This is a genomic window from Pirellulales bacterium (genome assembly GCA_035939775.1).
Taxonomy (GTDB): Bacteria; Planctomycetota; Planctomycetia; order Pirellulales; family DATAWG01; genus DASZFO01.
On record DASZFO010000257.1, the window covers coordinates 37,381 to 52,405 of the forward strand.

Sequence of the window (15,025 nt, forward strand, 5' to 3'; positions counted from 1 at the left end):
GGCATGCTTCAGTACAAGGCCGGCTACAAATTCGTTAGCGGCGGTGTGCATGCCCAGGTTCTGGATTTTCGCGCAGCGATCACGTGCGCGGACACGCTGGAAAATGCGCGTCACCTTTTGGCAATTGCCTTGAGGGACGTCGCCGAGGCCGCGTTGGAGTTAGGGCAGCCTTTGCCATTTCCCAATCCGTTGTCGTCCGATCCAGATATGGATATACAAGAGCCGATCGAACTGCAGTTGACGTAATCTTGAAATACGTAACGCACTCGGCCGATGGACAACCTCGCGCGCAGCTTTGACGCGGATCCGGCTTCCGTAGAGCATCGTCTACTTGCCGAGACGGCGTGGATGGGCGGTGAATCGGTTTCGGTTCGTTACTAACTGGGCCGACTGCTAAGCCGTAACCTATTCCGCGGGTCCGACGCTGACGTTGAGCGCCGTCTCGTAGCTTATCTTGCAAAAACGACATCCAAGAAAGGAGCGGCGCTTATCCTGGACGAGGGAAGTTGGCGGATCGCCGTGCCACTCCTTTGTTACCGGTTTGAGACTGAATTTGGCCGCAGCTCCAAGCGGAAACCAAACGACGTTTCAGCGATTGAGGCCGTCCTCAAGAATCCCTCGGTCACGCTCGCCGACCTCGCGCGCGACATCGGCACGACTGAAAAGCAGCTTCGTCGCATGTCGCTCGTCACCTTCGCGATGGCACTCCCGATTCGATCCCGCGGCCGGCGCAGCCGCAACAACAGACGGGCGAGGAAGAATCTGCCGTAACCGAACGATGAAACTAGCCCCGACTCCCGACAAGCCATCGCTTGGCTCGCAGCATCTGTGCCTTGGGTCGTAGCGGGGCGTAATACGGGTAGTGATAGCTCGTTTGGATACGGGTTGCCCAGTGGCGTTTCGCGTCGAGCGAGCCGGGGCCGAGGTCGATCAAGTGATCGCCGCGGCGGAAGCTGTCTTCGATCATGTGGCGCAGGAGGACGCTCCCGCTCCCTTCGGTGGTCACGGCCGGATCGAAGCCCATGCGCAGCCCGTAAACCGAGCCGCGGTAATGGTAGTTGTAAGCGAAGGCGGCGGGGCGGCCCGCGAGCAGGAGCAGATTGAGATCGAGTCCGCCCGCGGCGGCGGCCGTTGCGTGAGCGTCACGAAGATAATCGCGGACCGATTCGTGCGAGAGAGTCGTGCCGTCGGCGGCGGCACTTTGCCAACTTTGCCCGGCGATCGCTTCGCAGGAGTCGTAGAGGTCCCATCGCGGATCGCCGTCGCCGTAACGAGTTCCCTGGGGGCGATAGCGGATGTAAGTCACTTCGCCGCAGTCCGACAGCCGCCGTTCGGCGCGAGTGACATTCTGTCGCCAGCGACCTTTGCGACAGGCCCAATATTTCTCCCAATCCCCTTCGAGTTGAATCTGTGCCGCGTGCACCAGCGGTTCGCCGCGTGTCGTCATGCCGGCGGCGCGCATCGCTTTGCCCGTGCGGCCGGCGTCGATCCCGTCGGCATCGACCCAGCGGAGATCGACGAGATCCCAATCGCGCGGCGTGGCGTGAATGTGCCGCAGCCCTGCCCAAAGCGTGGCGGTCGGATTCGGTCCGATCGGGCCGAAAAAGGTGCCCCAGCCGTCGAGCGGATACGTCAGCACTCGAACCGTTCCCAGCCGCGTTCGCTCCGGCAATACGGTCAGCGGAAGAATTCCGATCGGTCGATCGTCGCCCGAAACGATTAGCACTCTTAAGCGCTGCCGGTCTCCGTGATGCCGCCAATAGGTTTCCAGCCACTCAAACGACTGGAAGAATGTTGCTCCGCGGGATTGCGGAAGCAGCGAATTCCAGAGCAACCGATGTTGGATCAGGTCGTCCAGGCTATTGATCTCAGTCACTCGAGTCATCGGCGGTCGCATTCTTCTAGTGTAGCTGGCGTGCTCCGCTCGCCGTCGAGTTGCCTGCGGACATAGCGATGATGGAAGGCCGGCGCGGGCCGGCAAGACCACGGTCGCAATCCGGATGCCCTGAGTGGAGGGTTTTTATTGACGTGGCTGCCGGAAGATCGCTTTACTATTAGATGGCTTCGATTTGCGCCGAAGAGGCAGGCTTTGCCGAATGGTAAACGGTGAATCGAGAAGGGGAGAAAATGCAACGTCGTCGAGTTCTGGCAACGCGACGATCGGGTCATGCGGCAGAATTTCTCGCGCGCGATATGACGCCGAAATGTAGCGGAATTCGCCAGAATTCCGAGAGCGTCGCGAAAGAGCACGATGGAATGGTAAGTTTACTGACGAGGGCAAGTATCGAGCCCTCCGCGAAACTTCGGGCGGTTGGCTGGGTTGAATAAACTGGCGATCATTGGAAACGGTTCCGGTCGCCAGCGGGCTTGCCGACGCTGGCAGCGTCGGCCACGCGTCAATCGCAGTAAGTGAACTGCATCCCCAAGCGAAGGGCATTTTATGTTGCGAACGACTCAGTTGGGATTCGTGATCATATTGGCCGCCGGCGTTTCGTTCATCGGCGCCGCTGTGGAGTCGAATGCCTCGGTCGCGCCCAAGCAGGCGGCGGTTCAAACCGATCAATTGCTCCGCGCCGATCTGGCGGCCGCGCAATCGAGCGCGTCAAAGTCTGCCGGCGACCAGAATTCAAAATCGGCCGACACCGCCTCGACCAAGCCGGCCAAGTTGGCCGATGACGAGACGTTCCTCCATCGCGCGTCGATGGACCTCATCGGCCAGCCGCCGACGCCGGCCGAAATCACCAGCTTCGTGCTCGATCCCTCTCCCGACAAGCGGTCCAAGATGGTCGATAAGCTGCTGGCGAAATCGGAGTTCGGCGAGAATTGGGCGCGATATTGGCGCGATGTGATCATGTACCGCCGCAGCGAAGATCGGTCGCTCCTCGCCTCGCCGGCGCTGACGCAGTATCTCACCGAACAGTTCAACAAGAACACTCCCTGGGACCAGATCGCCCGCTCGTTTATCACGGCCACGGGCGACGTGCGTGAGAACGGGGCCACTGGGATCATCGCGGCCCAATTCGGACAGGCCCCCGAGGTGACGGCCGAGGTCTCGCGCATCTTCATGGGAATCGAAATCCAGTGCGCCAATTGCCACAACCATCCGACCGACCGCTGGAAGCGCACTCAGTTTCACGAGCTGGCGGCGTTCTTTCCGCGATTGGCCATGCGCCCGGTGAATCTTGCCACGCCAGGGCAGCGATCGTTCGCAGTCGTCGGAGTCGATCGGCCGCAAAAGCTTCAACGACCGAACCCAAATCTGCCGCAGGGAGAGCCCGAGCACTACATGCCCGATCTGAAGAACCCATCTTCCAAAGGCACTTTGATGCAGCCGGTGTTTTTCCTCACCGGCCAAAAGCTCCCCGAGGGAACACCCGACGCCGAGCGCCGCGCGACGATTGCCAAGTGGATCACGGCGAAGCAGGATCCGTGGTTTGCCAAGGCATTCGTGAATCGGATTTGGTCGGAGTTGGTCGGCGAGGGATTCTACGAGCCGGTTGACGACATGGGTCCGGACCGCGAGTGTACGGCTCCGAAGACGCTCGATTATCTGGCTAATCAGTTCGTGCTGCACGACTACGACGTGAAGTGGCTCTACCGCACGATCATGGACACGGCCGCCTATCAGCGCGACAGCCGCTCGCGGCATTTGCCGGGCGAAACCCCTTTCGTGGCCAATTGTCCGCAACGGCTGCGAGCCGACGAACTGTTCACCGCCTTGATGTCGGCGATCGGCGTGCAGGACGATCCGGTGGCCAAGCAAGGAGGACAGGGGGGCGCGAAACGCTATCAGCCGCGCGACATGCGGGGGCTGTTCAACGCCATGTTCGGCTATGATCCGAGCGTGCGACGCGATGAAGTGGTCGGCTCGATCCCGCAGGCGCTGGTGCTGATGAATTCGCCGCAGCTTGCCCGAGCGATCGACGGCAAGCGCACCGACACGGCCCTGGGCGAGCTGTTGTCGAACACCAAGGACGACGAAGCGGTAACAACCGAACTCTATCTCCGCTGCCTCGCCCGCGAGCCGAAGCCGAGCGAAATGAAAATCTGCCTGGATCACGTCAAGCAAACCTCCAGCCGCCCGGAAGCCTTCGAAAACATCCTCTGGGCATTGGTCAACTCGACAGAGTTCTTGCACCGCAAATAGTCGGGCAGACTCGTAGGGCACGCCGTGCAGCGATTCCAAAATCGAAAATCCAATATCCTCGACGAGATCAAACCATGAACCCCTCACAAATCCTTCCCTCCCTGGCCCCGCACCCCTCGCCCCTCGCCCCTTCCTACCACCACTGCGTCCGCGTGGCCGTGAATCGCGCGCAGGTGGTCGGCCGCCGCGATTTTCTTCGAGGCATTTCAGTCGCCGGGCTGGCTGCCGGCACGCTGGGCTGGACCGACCTGATGACGGCCAACGCCGAAGATCTGCGAAAGAAGGGAATGGCCTGCATCTTACTGTGGATGTCCGGCGGGCCCAGCCAGTTCGAAACATTCAGCCCCAAGCCCGATCATCCCAACGGCGGCTCGACAAAAGCCATTTCGACCGCCGCCTCTGGCGTTCAGATTTCCGAGAACTTCCCGCTCCTGGCCAAATCGATGAAGGACATCGCCGTCATCCGCTCGATGACGAGCAAGGAAGGGAGCCATCCGCGCGGCACGTTCCTCATGCACACTGGCTATATCCCGAGCGCCAGCGTCAAGTATCCGAGCATCGGCGCCGTGGTGGCCCATGAGATTGGCGATCCGAAAAGCGATCTGCCCTCGTTCGTCCGCGTCGGCGGCCGCGCTCAGACCGGCTCGAACGGCGGATTCCTCGGCGTGCAATATGATCCATTCGATATCGCCAACCCGGCCGCCATGCCTACCAACACGATTCCGACGACGAGCGTCGAGCGCTATCGCCGTCGGCTCGACTTGCTCGGCCAACTCGAACAGGATTTCGCAACGACCGCGCCGCAAGAAGTAGTCGATCACCAACAGCAATACGAGCGGACCGCCAAGATGATCCTCAGCCCGAGCATGAAGGCCTTCGACTTGAGCAAAGAGCCGGATTCGATGCGCGAGGCCTACGGCAAGACGCAGTTTGGCAACGGCTGCTTGCTCGCGCGGCGGTTGATCGAATCGGGCGTGACGTTCATCGAGATCGACCTCGGCGGTTGGGACACTCACGCCGACAATTTCACCAAGACCAAGGAACTCGCCGGACAAGTCGATCAGCCGTTCGCCCAATTGATCGCCGATCTCAAGCAACGGGGCATGTTGGATTCGACGGTGATCATGTGGATGGGTGAATTCGGCCGCACGCCGACCATAAATCCCCGCTCCGGCCGCGACCACTACCCGCGGGCCTTTAATGCCGTGGTGGCCGGCGGCGGAATCCGTGGCGGGCAGGTGATCGGCGAGACAGACAAGGCCGGCACCGAAGTCACCTCGAACCCGGTGACGATTCAGGATCTCTTCCAAACCGTCTGCAAGAGCCTCAAGATCGACGCGACCAAAGAAAACATGAGCCCCATCGGCCGCCCGATCAAAGTCGTCGACGGCGGCAAGCCGGTGAAGGAATTGGTGGGCTAGAGTCGAGTATCATCATCGGACTTGAGCGCGGCGCAATGGCGGCTGGCCTGGGCCGCGGACGCGCAGAATTCGCACTACATTCCCGGAAACCATGAACAGAATCCGGTAATTGTTTCCACGACGAGTCTTGAATATTCGCTACCGCACCTGAGCACGAGCCAGCGAGGCTTCTTCCGCGAATCCAAAGCCAAATGGGTTTTGGATCAAGTCTTTGATCGCGGCAACGTAGGTTTCGCGCCACCGAGCGGCGCCGGCCGGCGAGTGTTTTGCGAGCCAACGATAGATGCCCTCCACGTCGTTCTCCGCGCGGCGCAGGATCAAGAGTTCGAAATTCATGGCTTGGAGTCAAGCCCATGCCGCTCGCGAAATTCTCGATCGAACTCTTCCCACGGCCTGCCGAGGTCGCCGGCCTCCATGCCAGCGAGAGCCTCCTTCACGGCGGCGATTGCATCGTCGTCTTCATCCATCAGCGGATGCTCAGCGCGCCAAAGGTCCAACACATCTTCGGGGGATAGATCAGCATCGTTCTCGGAGAGCTTGAGAGCGACAAAATGATGGAAGCTTGCAAGCTCGCTTTCGACGTTGGACGACATGAAATTGCTCCTAGTGAACGTCTGACGCTCGTGGTTAGTTCTATCACCAAGCTAGCGGCGCGAGTTATCTTTCCCACCAGCTCTTACGCGCTCGGATCAACCGCCTCATTCCGTCGCGCCCATAATCCCTCAAGAAGTCGTGCGGAACTGAAATCCAGTCGTCGCATTTGGTGAAGATTCTGACCCGTGAAGCCATCGGGAAGCTCGCCTACCGTGCCATCGAACTCAAGTTGAAACGCCCAGCGCGATATGTTCAGATTGGCTTTCTCCTCTGGACTATCGCAAAGCGCGTGGTGCTCTGCCTCTCAGAGATTCGACTCTTGTAGCCGCCGCTCGGCCTCCATTTGCCCGACGATTCGGTCAACTTTTTGACGACCAACTAACAAGAGGTCGTTCGGACCTTTGCTAGTCACGATCCATAGAACGTCTCCGCCGGTCAGCTTTCCGTATTGATTGCTTGCCGAATGTGGGATGGTTGGCTGGGACTCATCATCCGCGACCGTCGACGGTTTCCAGTACACCAAATAGTCCGACATCGCGTTCTAATTCGACGAGCTTTTGGAAATAGGACGGAATGATGGCACCGACTACGAATTCATTATCCGTTGATACTTGGCTTCCCGACAAGAGGTGGTCGTGAAAAAGTGATCTCGATCCGTGGTGACGATGTAGTGATCGGGATAGGGATCCTCGGCGTCCCGTCGCCTCCCGTCTGCGCCTCGACTCCGGTGGTGGTGGTCGGTATCGTAGGGTAATTATCGAATCCGTTCGCGCCAGTGACTGATTTGCCCCAAGCAACTGAGATTCTCCGCATGACGTTTGACGAACTGATCGTCCTGTTCCCTTGCCAGAGGTTGGAGGATTTCCCTACCGATCTGAAGGACGAGGATGCCGAGGGTTTGCTTGCCGGATGGTCGGCGCTGTGGCATCCGGCGCTGCTGGCGGCGGTGGGCAAGGTGCCGACTTGGCGGACGGCGGAGTTCGCGCCCGAGAGTCTCTCGGGCAAGTTGATTGTCGTCCCGCCGGTTGTCGAAAACTCGATTGCCGGTGATCTCATTGCCCGCGTGGAGAGCGAGGGGCGCCGCGTGGTCCGCGGCCTGCACCGCCGCGACGAAATCGTGGCGGCGCTACTCTCCGCGCTCGCGCCGGCCGGCGGAGTGTCTTCTCCGACGCCCATCCCGTCGCAAGCGACGGGGCTAACGACTGCTGATCTCCGACCTCCGACCTCCGACCTCCGGCCTCTGGTCTCCGATTTTCTCGCCCTCGGCACCTGCGTCCTAATCAGCGAATTGCTCGTGCGGCGGATGCGATATACGAGCAACTTGGACGAAGGGGCGTTTGCAGGGCACTTGATGACTGCCGCGTCGGCGGCAATGGCCGGCAAGGACGAGGACGCCCGCCGAAACTTGACCCTATGTTGCAACACGCTCGTCGAGTCGCGCGGGCGGTACTACCCGGTCGATATGTCGCTCATTGATCTCACTCTCGTCGCGCCGACGACGATCGGCGAATCACTGCGCAAGGAGCTGGCCGCCAATCAGCCGATCAATCTGCTAATGCCCGCGGCCGTCTTGGCCGAAATGGCTCAGCGCGAGCCGGCGAGCCTCGCGGCAATGCGCGGAGCGATCGAGCGCGGCACGGCGGCAGTGATCGGCGGCGAATGGGATGAATCCGACTTGCCGCTCATGCCGCTGGAAGCGATGCTCGCCGAATTCCAAGCCGGCTTGGCGGAATGCGAAAAGCATCTCGGATCACGACCGACAGTGTTCGCGCGAAGGCGATATGGACTCACGCCCGCCTTGCCGCAGGTGTTGCACAATCTGGGTTTCCGCGGAGCCGTGCATGTCACGCTCGACGACGGCCGGTTCCCGCAGCCCGACAACAGCAAAGCCCGCTGGGAAGGGTTGGACAACTCGGCAATCGACATCCTGGGGCGGATTCCGCTGGACGCGGGCCAGCACAGCAGCTTCACCAGTCTCGCGGAGAAGGTCAGTCACGCGATGGACCATGACCAGGTGGCAACCGTCTGCTTCGCGCATTGGCCTGGGAAAACCAGCCCGTTCTACGACGATCTGCGGTGCGTGATGTCGATGGCGCCGGTGATCGGCAAGTTTGTAACGCTCGATCACTACTTCGCCAACACCGATTCGTCCGGGATGTTTTCCAAATTCACGCCGGACGAATATCGCACGCCGTATTTGCAGCAGGAGGTGGCGTCGGGAAGGAGTGATCCGCTTTCGCGCTGGGTGAGATATGCGAAGCGGTTGGCGACGACAGACGCCGCAGCGGCGCTGACGACCTTGTCGGCATTGCTGCGAGGAAAAGTGACGAGCGAGACGCTGAAGCAGTGTTTACCCCTCACCCCCGGCCGCTCTCCCGCAAGGGGAGAGCGGAGTGCGGAAGCTGACGCCTCCGAAGTGGTGGCAGGCAGCGCTGACAACGGTCGAGCTGATTCGGGCGAGCGGCTGTCGGCGGCGCTTGCCAGTTTTGCCGCTGCGTTGCCGCGCGAAAAGCGCGAGACCATGCGAAGCTACCTGGCGGTGAATCCCGCGAGTTACGGCAGGCGGGTCCTCGTCGATGTTTCGGAGTTGCCTATGTTGCCTCCGGTCAAGGCGCCGATCAAGGCGGCCGAGGAAGCGGCTGGCAAAAAACACGTCATCGTCGATCTGCCGCCGATGGGCTTTGCCTGGATCGGTCCCGCGGGGGGCGAGTCGGGGAAGAATTGGTCGGGCGAGCCGCTGGCGGCGGGGCATACGCTGCGCAACGAATTCTGCGAGGTGGCGATTCATCCAACGACCGGCGGCATTCAATCAATTCACGATTTTCGCATCCGCGGAAACCGGCTCTCGCAGCAGCTTGTATACCGCTCGGCCGATTCGGCCGGCGTTTCCCCGTCATCGGACGATTTTGAATCGACGGCCTCGCGGATGGTCGCGGAATCGATTGAAGTCACCTCCGCCGGGCTGCTCTTCGGCGAGATTACCAGCCGCGGGCAATTGCTCGATGCCGCCGGGAAACGTCTGGCCGGGTTTGTGCAGCGAGCGCAGGTGACACTCGGCAGCCGCGTGGTCGGGCTTGAAATCGAGCTTGACACCGCCGAGCCGCTCGCCACTGATCCTTGGAACTCCTACTTCGCCTGCCGCTATGCCTGGGCCGATCGCTCGGCCGAGCTGCGCCGCAGCGTTCATTTGGAAAGCCATCTCACTCGCGCGAAGCGGATCGAGGCGCCGCACTTCATTGAAGTGGATGCGGCCGAGGTGCGCACCGCGTTGCTTTCGGGCGGCCTGCCATATCATCAGCGCGTTGGCCCACGGATGCTCGACACGCTCCTCACCGTTCGCGGCGAATCGGCGAAGAAGGTCCATCTGGGAATCGGCGTCGACGTGCCTCACGCCTGGATGGCCGCGCTTGACTTGCTTGCGCCAATCGCCGTCCAATCGGAAGTTGCCTCGCCGCCGACGCCGGTCAGCTATGGCTGGCTATTTCATTTGGACGCCAAGAACGCCGTGGTGACGCACTGGGCGCCGTTGCTAGAGGAGCAGAGCGAAGGGGCGAGCGACGTCGCCGAATCCGCTGGCAAAGTAATCGGTTTCCGCTTTCGAGTGCTCGAGACAGAAGGGCGCGGTGGCCGCGTTCAACTCCGCTCGTTTCGCGCGCCCGCTTCAGCCGAGCGGACCGACTTCGAGAGCAAGCCGAGCGGAAGCCTTTCAATCGAGGGAGACCGCATCCTCTTCGATCTCGGGGCCTACGAATGGATGCAAGCGGACGTGCGATGGTGAAATAAGCTATTGATTCGCAGGCGCCATCCGAGGGCCCGTCGCCAGATGCGGCTGATGACTAGCCCGATCTGCCGGCACGCCAGTGGCGGAGTAATCGTCGTCGGTCGGCGCGGGCATAGCTCCCTCGGGTATTGCGTCCGAAGGGGCGTGGTTATTCTCGATGACCGGATAGCAGTCGTCGTACGGGCATGCGCACATCCGGCAGCCGGCAAGGCTAGCCAATCCCAAGAGCGCGGCAATGAAATACTTGGCCATAGTGATCCTCTGCCGGTCAAATCCGGTCGTAAGATGGGCAAGCCGCGAACGATGCGCGAGAAAACGCATCGCATCGACGAGCCCAATGGCCCGCGCGGCCGTCACTTACTCTCGGCAACTGGGGCGAGTCAACCTGAGCAAATCTTGCCGGTTGTAGCGGCAAGTGCGAGCGGCTTACTCTTTCGTCGCTGGCGCCGCTGCCGGCGGAGGAACGGCTTTAGCATTCAGATTGATCACGGGTGGGGCGGCGCGAGGCTCTTCGCTCTTGGGAGGCGTCCAGCCCGTATCGACCAACATGTAGCCCGACCAGAAAAACGGATGACGGGCGGTGATAGCGTCCCCATCCGCCGATTTTTTGATCCGCGATTCGCGATCGAAATCCACCGGAGTGAGCATCATCATTTGCACGCTCCGTTGCCAGGCATCGGCCGCGCTGGCGAACGGCAATTCTTGGATGAACTGCCGCACGAGTTCATAACTGGATTGCCCGCCCGTTCGCCAGCGGCTGAGCAATATCGTCCGCGTGCCGGTCGACATGAGTCCGCAGACGGAGAGAAACAACTCGCTGCCGGCCGTTCCGCTGCTCACCGATCTTAGCGATGATTCCGCTGGCGTGTGGAAACCGGGGAGAACGATCTGGATGGGACTCTTCCAAGGCAAAGTAAACCACTGCGATAGCGACCCGGCTGCCTCCACTCGGTCGAGCTGCAGCGGCGACCAGTCGTACGCGGCTTTCTTCCCCACCGAAATGTCATCGAATACGACGAGCGAATCGAACAATGAGCCATACAGCGGCGATGCCGCCGGCAGCACCCCCTTGATTGCCGAAGCATGCGGAAGGACCTTGTGCAATTCGTCGAACGCGGTCTGCGACATGTCCGGATCGTCGCGCACGTGCAGCTTTCCGAGCACGACGCCGATCTCTTCGGTCGACTTGCGGTTCAACCGCTCGGGCATCGCCAGCCCCATCGTCGGCAGATAACGGACGCGGCTGCGGCTGATGAGCGGCACAAGGTCTTTGCCGTCGCGGGATCTGTTCTTCGGGTTCGCCCCGGCAGTGGAAACTTGCAAGCTTTCAAACGGCAGATACCAGAGCACTCCATCGGGGACGACGATCAGCTCGTCGATATTGTCGGAAAGATTCACTTTGGTGCCGCTCGCCTTCGAATTGGAAAACAGCATCTCGGTCACGTCGCGGGCCGCCTGCCGCCAACCATCTTCGCCGAGCTGACTTTGCTGAAGTTCCCGGTTGGAATCGTAATTCCCCATGGCCGTCAACAACTTTGCCAACCGCCGTTCCAAGACCTGCGGCGAATCGATCTTCCAACCCGCATAGCGCTCCTTTGAAATGAGCCAGGCGTGGGTGGTGTTGGCCGTGGCAAAAAAAATGAGCATCAGGTGCCGCGGGGGCAACGCCGCCTGCACGTCCTTCGTGTTGTACATCGGCGGGAAGACCAAATCGGCGGCCTCGCGGCGCAGCGCGATCTCGCGCAAGATTAGCTCTTGCTGCAAGCTGAGTTTGCCGATCTCAGCCAGGGCGTCGGCCTGCTTACGCTGCGCAGCGTTATTCTCCGCCACCAACGGCGCGGCACCCAGTTCGGCCCGCAATTTGCGCACTTGTTTGGCCAAATCGTCGTACTTCGGATAGCGGGCCAAAAGATTCTGCCGTTGCAATTGAGACTGTTTGTCGAGTGTGTCGACCGGGGCTTCGAGCACCCACCGCAAGGCCAGCAGCCGCCCACCCAGTGGCAACGTGCTGTAGAAACGATGCCGCCGCGTGCGGTCAGCCACCTCCAAGCTCAATTCCATGCCTGAATCCAGCGTGTTCTCAAACCAATGCTCGTACACGGCCGAATGCGGCGTGCTCATCACGGCGAGCGAGTCGAGCGGGCGCGTGGCCCAATCGGTTGGCGTCGGATCGCCGAGCAACCGCGCATAGAGATCGAGGGCCCGGTGCGAATTAAGATGGGGTCCGCCCTGTCCTTCGACATAGTAATCGGCGAGCTTGATTTGGAACAACCATTTTGAGGCCTCGTGCTGGAGGTTGATGGCCTGATCAATCTCTTGATCGCCGTCGCGAACCTTGCCCAATCGGAAGTTCACAAGCGAGGCCAGGTAATGGAGCCGCGAGGCGATGTCGCCGCCTTTGCCCATTGTGCGATTGCCAATCTCGTGCTTCGCGTCTGAGAGTGCAGTGGCGGCGGCTTGTGTCTGATCCAGGAGCGCATTGTTTTCCGCCGTCAAGAGCAGCAGCGACACCCATAACTCGCGATATTTGAGTCGCGCCCAGCCAATGGCCGCATTCAATGGCGGGAAGATTCCCTTCTTGTCGGGCGACATCAAATGGGCCTGTTGGCCATAGCGAAATGCTTCCTCGAGCGTGCCAATGTCGTTGTATTCAACGGCTGAGTAACTCGCCTCTTCGAAAAAGTTGTTAGCTGCCTCCAAATCCCCGGCGCCCAGCGCGATTTGGCCAAGTTCGAGCAGGCCCATCGCCGTCAGTGGATGCTCGTATTCGCCGGAGATCACCAGCGACTGTTTCAAATATGGGACGGCTTGGGCCGTTTGTCCGGCCGCAGCGTAAGCCATCCCCAATTCCAGATCGACCCACGCCTCGGACCAATGGTTGGCGGGTCCGGGGTGGCGACCAAGGACGACGAGGATATCTCCGGTGAGCGTGTCGTTGGGGCAAACCGGTCCCATGATTTCGCCGCGGTGCTTGATCGCCAGGGCCGTGCAACGCAGCAACTCTTGCACGTTGATCGGAGTGAGCTGCGGCGCGCCGATGACGCCCCCCTGCTGCAACTGCTGATCGATGTAGAGCTGCCCCTGGGCCATCAGCATCGTGCCGGGAAAATTGCCGAGCTTGATGCCGGGCATGGCGTGACCCCAGGGAACGTTGCGGCCATTCGGCCGAGGCTGAATTGCCACGGGAAATTGGATCTGTTGCATCCAATTGGGAAACGCGAGATAGAGAGTCAGCGCGGCGTTGTAGTTCTTGAGAGCTTCGTCGAGCTTACCCATTCGGTAATAGCACTCGCCGATCATCGTGTAGTAGCAGATGGAGTCGATCCATCGGCTTTGCGATGTTTTGATCGCGCCGCTCAAGTCGGATTTGAATCCCTCGAACGCGGCCTGGTAGTCGCCATCGTAGAGCGCTGCGAAATGGTTGAAATAGGCCTGAGATGGGATGGCCCGCGACGACGCGCCGCCAATTGGCGGCATGGATGCGCCACCCGGGCTAGCCGGAGCGGCCCCCAGCGATGCGCCCAGGGCGAAGGCCAATAAAACGCCTTGAGTTGCCCGCAGATTGGGCCAATTTCGCTGAAAAGGGCTGATAGGGGCCGCAGGGAGCGTTCGATGCGCGGTGTTCATCTTTCCGTGCCTCTTTCCGGTTGCAGATTCCGGCAGCTTCGAACTCCTTTCATCGTAGTGGTGCCGTCAGATGAACGCAAATCGAAGCCGCCTCCATCATACCCATTTTGCCCCAATCGAGCGAATTATCTCGAAAGCAGTTGCGCCCGCAAAGTTTTCCGAAAACGGCCAAAGTCCCCCGCCGGCGGCGGACGATAACGATGCTGACAATTTTAACGGTTACGCGGGTAGTGCCATGTGGTCCCGCTGCACCGAGCCGATGGCTGTTTCGCCGAGCGTCACTTTAGGAGGTGGTCGATGCAAGCGTCCCCACGGAAGCTTCCCCTGCTGCGAGGTTTGCTCTGCGGCATAGGTCTCTCGATCGTGGCTGCGTCCACGGGCTGCCAGGTCGATCCGAGCGGTCAGACGCTTCCGAGCGCGTATTACCTCAAGGACGATGTCCAATATTTCCCGCCGGGGCCTGAATTCAAGCTATCGCGCGAAGCGGCTGCGCAGAAGCTCTACACCGAGGAGCAAGCTCAGCGCGCGCCGCAGTAAACATTCATCACCCACTGCCGCAGAGTGGACTATGCGATTTAACCGACCACATAGCTCGTTGCTGGGAAGTTGGCTCATAGCTTGCGGGCTGTTGATCTCGGCCGGCAGCGGGTGCCAGCTCGACTTCCAGGGTCGCCCCGCCCCGACGCCGTACTATCCGAAAGAAATGCTTCAAATATTCCCTTCGAAGCAGCCGACCGAATTCGCGCTATCGGACGACGCGGCTGCCCTAAAGACGATGAAAGAACAGTCCGCGGCTCAAACGAAGTAGGTTCCCCATGATTCAAGGTGGACTGGCCGTCGCCGGGCCGTGGAAACGAGCGGCGGCGTCCACCACCAAGTTTTGTCGAATGCTTGCCGGCGCTTGGATTCAAATCGCCGATGATTTAGTGCGGGACCGGCGGTAAATCCTGTCGGCAAGCGTTGGGGGGACGACACCCTTCGCACATAGATTTGTGCGAAGGGAATTTTTTTATCCGAGGTCGGCGCCATGCCCAATGCAGATTTAGTCCAAGCCGCTAACGACTGGGCGCACACGGTGCTCGTGTGGATCGGCTTCGGCACGCTGGCGGGAATCATCGCCAAGATGATCATGCCGGGGCGCGATCCGGGCGGCCCGATCGCCACGTTGATGATGGGGATCGTCGGCACCTGCTTGGGCCTTGGAGTGCTGAGCTATTTCACCGGCGGTCAGCGGATCACGCCGATCAGCCCGCTCGGTTTTGTCGTCGCCGTCCTGGGCGCGGCGCTGCTGCTTTTCTTCCACCGCTTGCTGGGCGGCTACTTCTTCACAGAGCAGGGTGAAGGCTACGGCGTTGGCGGCCGTTACGGCGCGCGTTATGGCGGATATCGCCGCTCCTATCGCCGCCGCGTGCCAATGGTTTACGACTAGGATTCGGCACGGGATAATGCCGCCAA

Annotated in this window: 12 protein-coding genes; 7 read left to right on the plus strand and 5 right to left on the minus strand. The window is 60.7% G+C overall.

Annotated features, from left to right (window positions below; all coding sequences use genetic code 11):
• The first annotated feature begins 3 nt into the window (after window positions 1–3).
• On the plus strand, window positions 4–246 hold the full coding sequence (locus VGY55_16150) for a hypothetical protein (protein HEV2971509.1): 243 nt from the start codon (window positions 4–6) through the stop codon (window positions 244–246).
• A 273-nt stretch (window positions 247–519) separates the two neighbouring features.
• Complete coding sequence (locus tag VGY55_16155; protein HEV2971510.1) at window positions 520–771, plus strand: hypothetical protein; 252 nt, start codon at window positions 520–522, stop codon at window positions 769–771.
• 13 nt (window positions 772–784) lie between these two features.
• On the opposite strand, the gene VGY55_16160 is transcribed toward VGY55_16155, so the two are convergent.
• On the minus strand, window positions 785–1,885 hold the full coding sequence (locus VGY55_16160) for a GNAT family N-acetyltransferase (protein HEV2971511.1): 1,101 nt from the start codon (window positions 1,883–1,885) through the stop codon (window positions 785–787).
• Window positions 1,886–2,440: 555 nt separating this feature from the next.
• Here VGY55_16160 and VGY55_16165 point away from each other — a divergent pair.
• On the plus strand, window positions 2,441–4,147 hold the full coding sequence (locus VGY55_16165) for a DUF1549 domain-containing protein (GenBank protein ID HEV2971512.1): 1,707 nt from the start codon (window positions 2,441–2,443) through the stop codon (window positions 4,145–4,147).
• 74 nt (window positions 4,148–4,221) lie between these two features.
• Complete coding sequence (locus tag VGY55_16170) at window positions 4,222–5,568, plus strand: DUF1501 domain-containing protein (protein HEV2971513.1); 1,347 nt, start codon at window positions 4,222–4,224, stop codon at window positions 5,566–5,568.
• 138 nt (window positions 5,569–5,706) lie between these two features.
• On the opposite strand, the gene VGY55_16175 is transcribed toward VGY55_16170, so the two are convergent.
• Both VGY55_16175 and VGY55_16180 read right to left on the minus strand, forming a co-directional pair.
• A complete protein-coding gene (locus VGY55_16175; GenBank protein HEV2971514.1) occupies window positions 5,707–5,904 on the minus strand; it encodes a hypothetical protein in 198 nt (65 codons plus the stop codon).
• The gene (locus VGY55_16180; protein ID HEV2971515.1) at window positions 5,901–6,161 is read right to left on the minus strand and encodes a hypothetical protein; all 261 of its coding nucleotides are present in this window, start codon (window positions 6,159–6,161) and stop codon (window positions 5,901–5,903) included. Before VGY55_16180 ends, VGY55_16175 begins: the two co-directional genes overlap by 4 nt.
• 812 nt (window positions 6,162–6,973) lie before the next feature.
• Here VGY55_16180 and VGY55_16185 point away from each other — a divergent pair.
• Window positions 6,974–9,940 carry a hypothetical protein gene (locus tag VGY55_16185; protein ID HEV2971516.1) on the plus strand — a complete coding sequence of 989 codons (2,967 nt, stop codon included), beginning with the start codon at window positions 6,974–6,976 and terminating at the stop codon, window positions 9,938–9,940.
• A gap of 6 nt (window positions 9,941–9,946) precedes the next feature.
• On the opposite strand, the gene VGY55_16190 is transcribed toward VGY55_16185, so the two are convergent.
• A complete protein-coding gene (locus tag VGY55_16190; protein HEV2971517.1) occupies window positions 9,947–10,195 on the minus strand; it encodes a hypothetical protein in 249 nt (82 codons plus the stop codon).
• 174 nt (window positions 10,196–10,369) lie between these two features.
• On the minus strand, window positions 10,370–13,420 hold the full coding sequence (locus VGY55_16195; GenBank protein ID HEV2971518.1) for a tetratricopeptide repeat protein: 3,051 nt from the start codon (window positions 13,418–13,420) through the stop codon (window positions 10,370–10,372).
• 447 nt (window positions 13,421–13,867) lie between these two features.
• Here VGY55_16195 and VGY55_16200 point away from each other — a divergent pair, with 447 nt between their 5' ends.
• Both VGY55_16200 and VGY55_16205 read left to right on the plus strand, forming a co-directional pair.
• Window positions 13,868–14,107 carry a hypothetical protein gene (locus VGY55_16200; GenBank protein ID HEV2971519.1) on the plus strand — a complete coding sequence of 80 codons (240 nt, stop codon included), beginning with the start codon at window positions 13,868–13,870 and terminating at the stop codon, window positions 14,105–14,107.
• A gap of 490 nt (window positions 14,108–14,597) precedes the next feature.
• Window positions 14,598–14,999: a GlsB/YeaQ/YmgE family stress response membrane protein gene (locus VGY55_16205; protein ID HEV2971520.1), complete on the plus strand. Its 402-nt coding sequence runs from the start codon at window positions 14,598–14,600 to the stop codon at window positions 14,997–14,999.
• The last annotated feature ends 26 nt before the right edge of the window (window positions 15,000–15,025 follow it).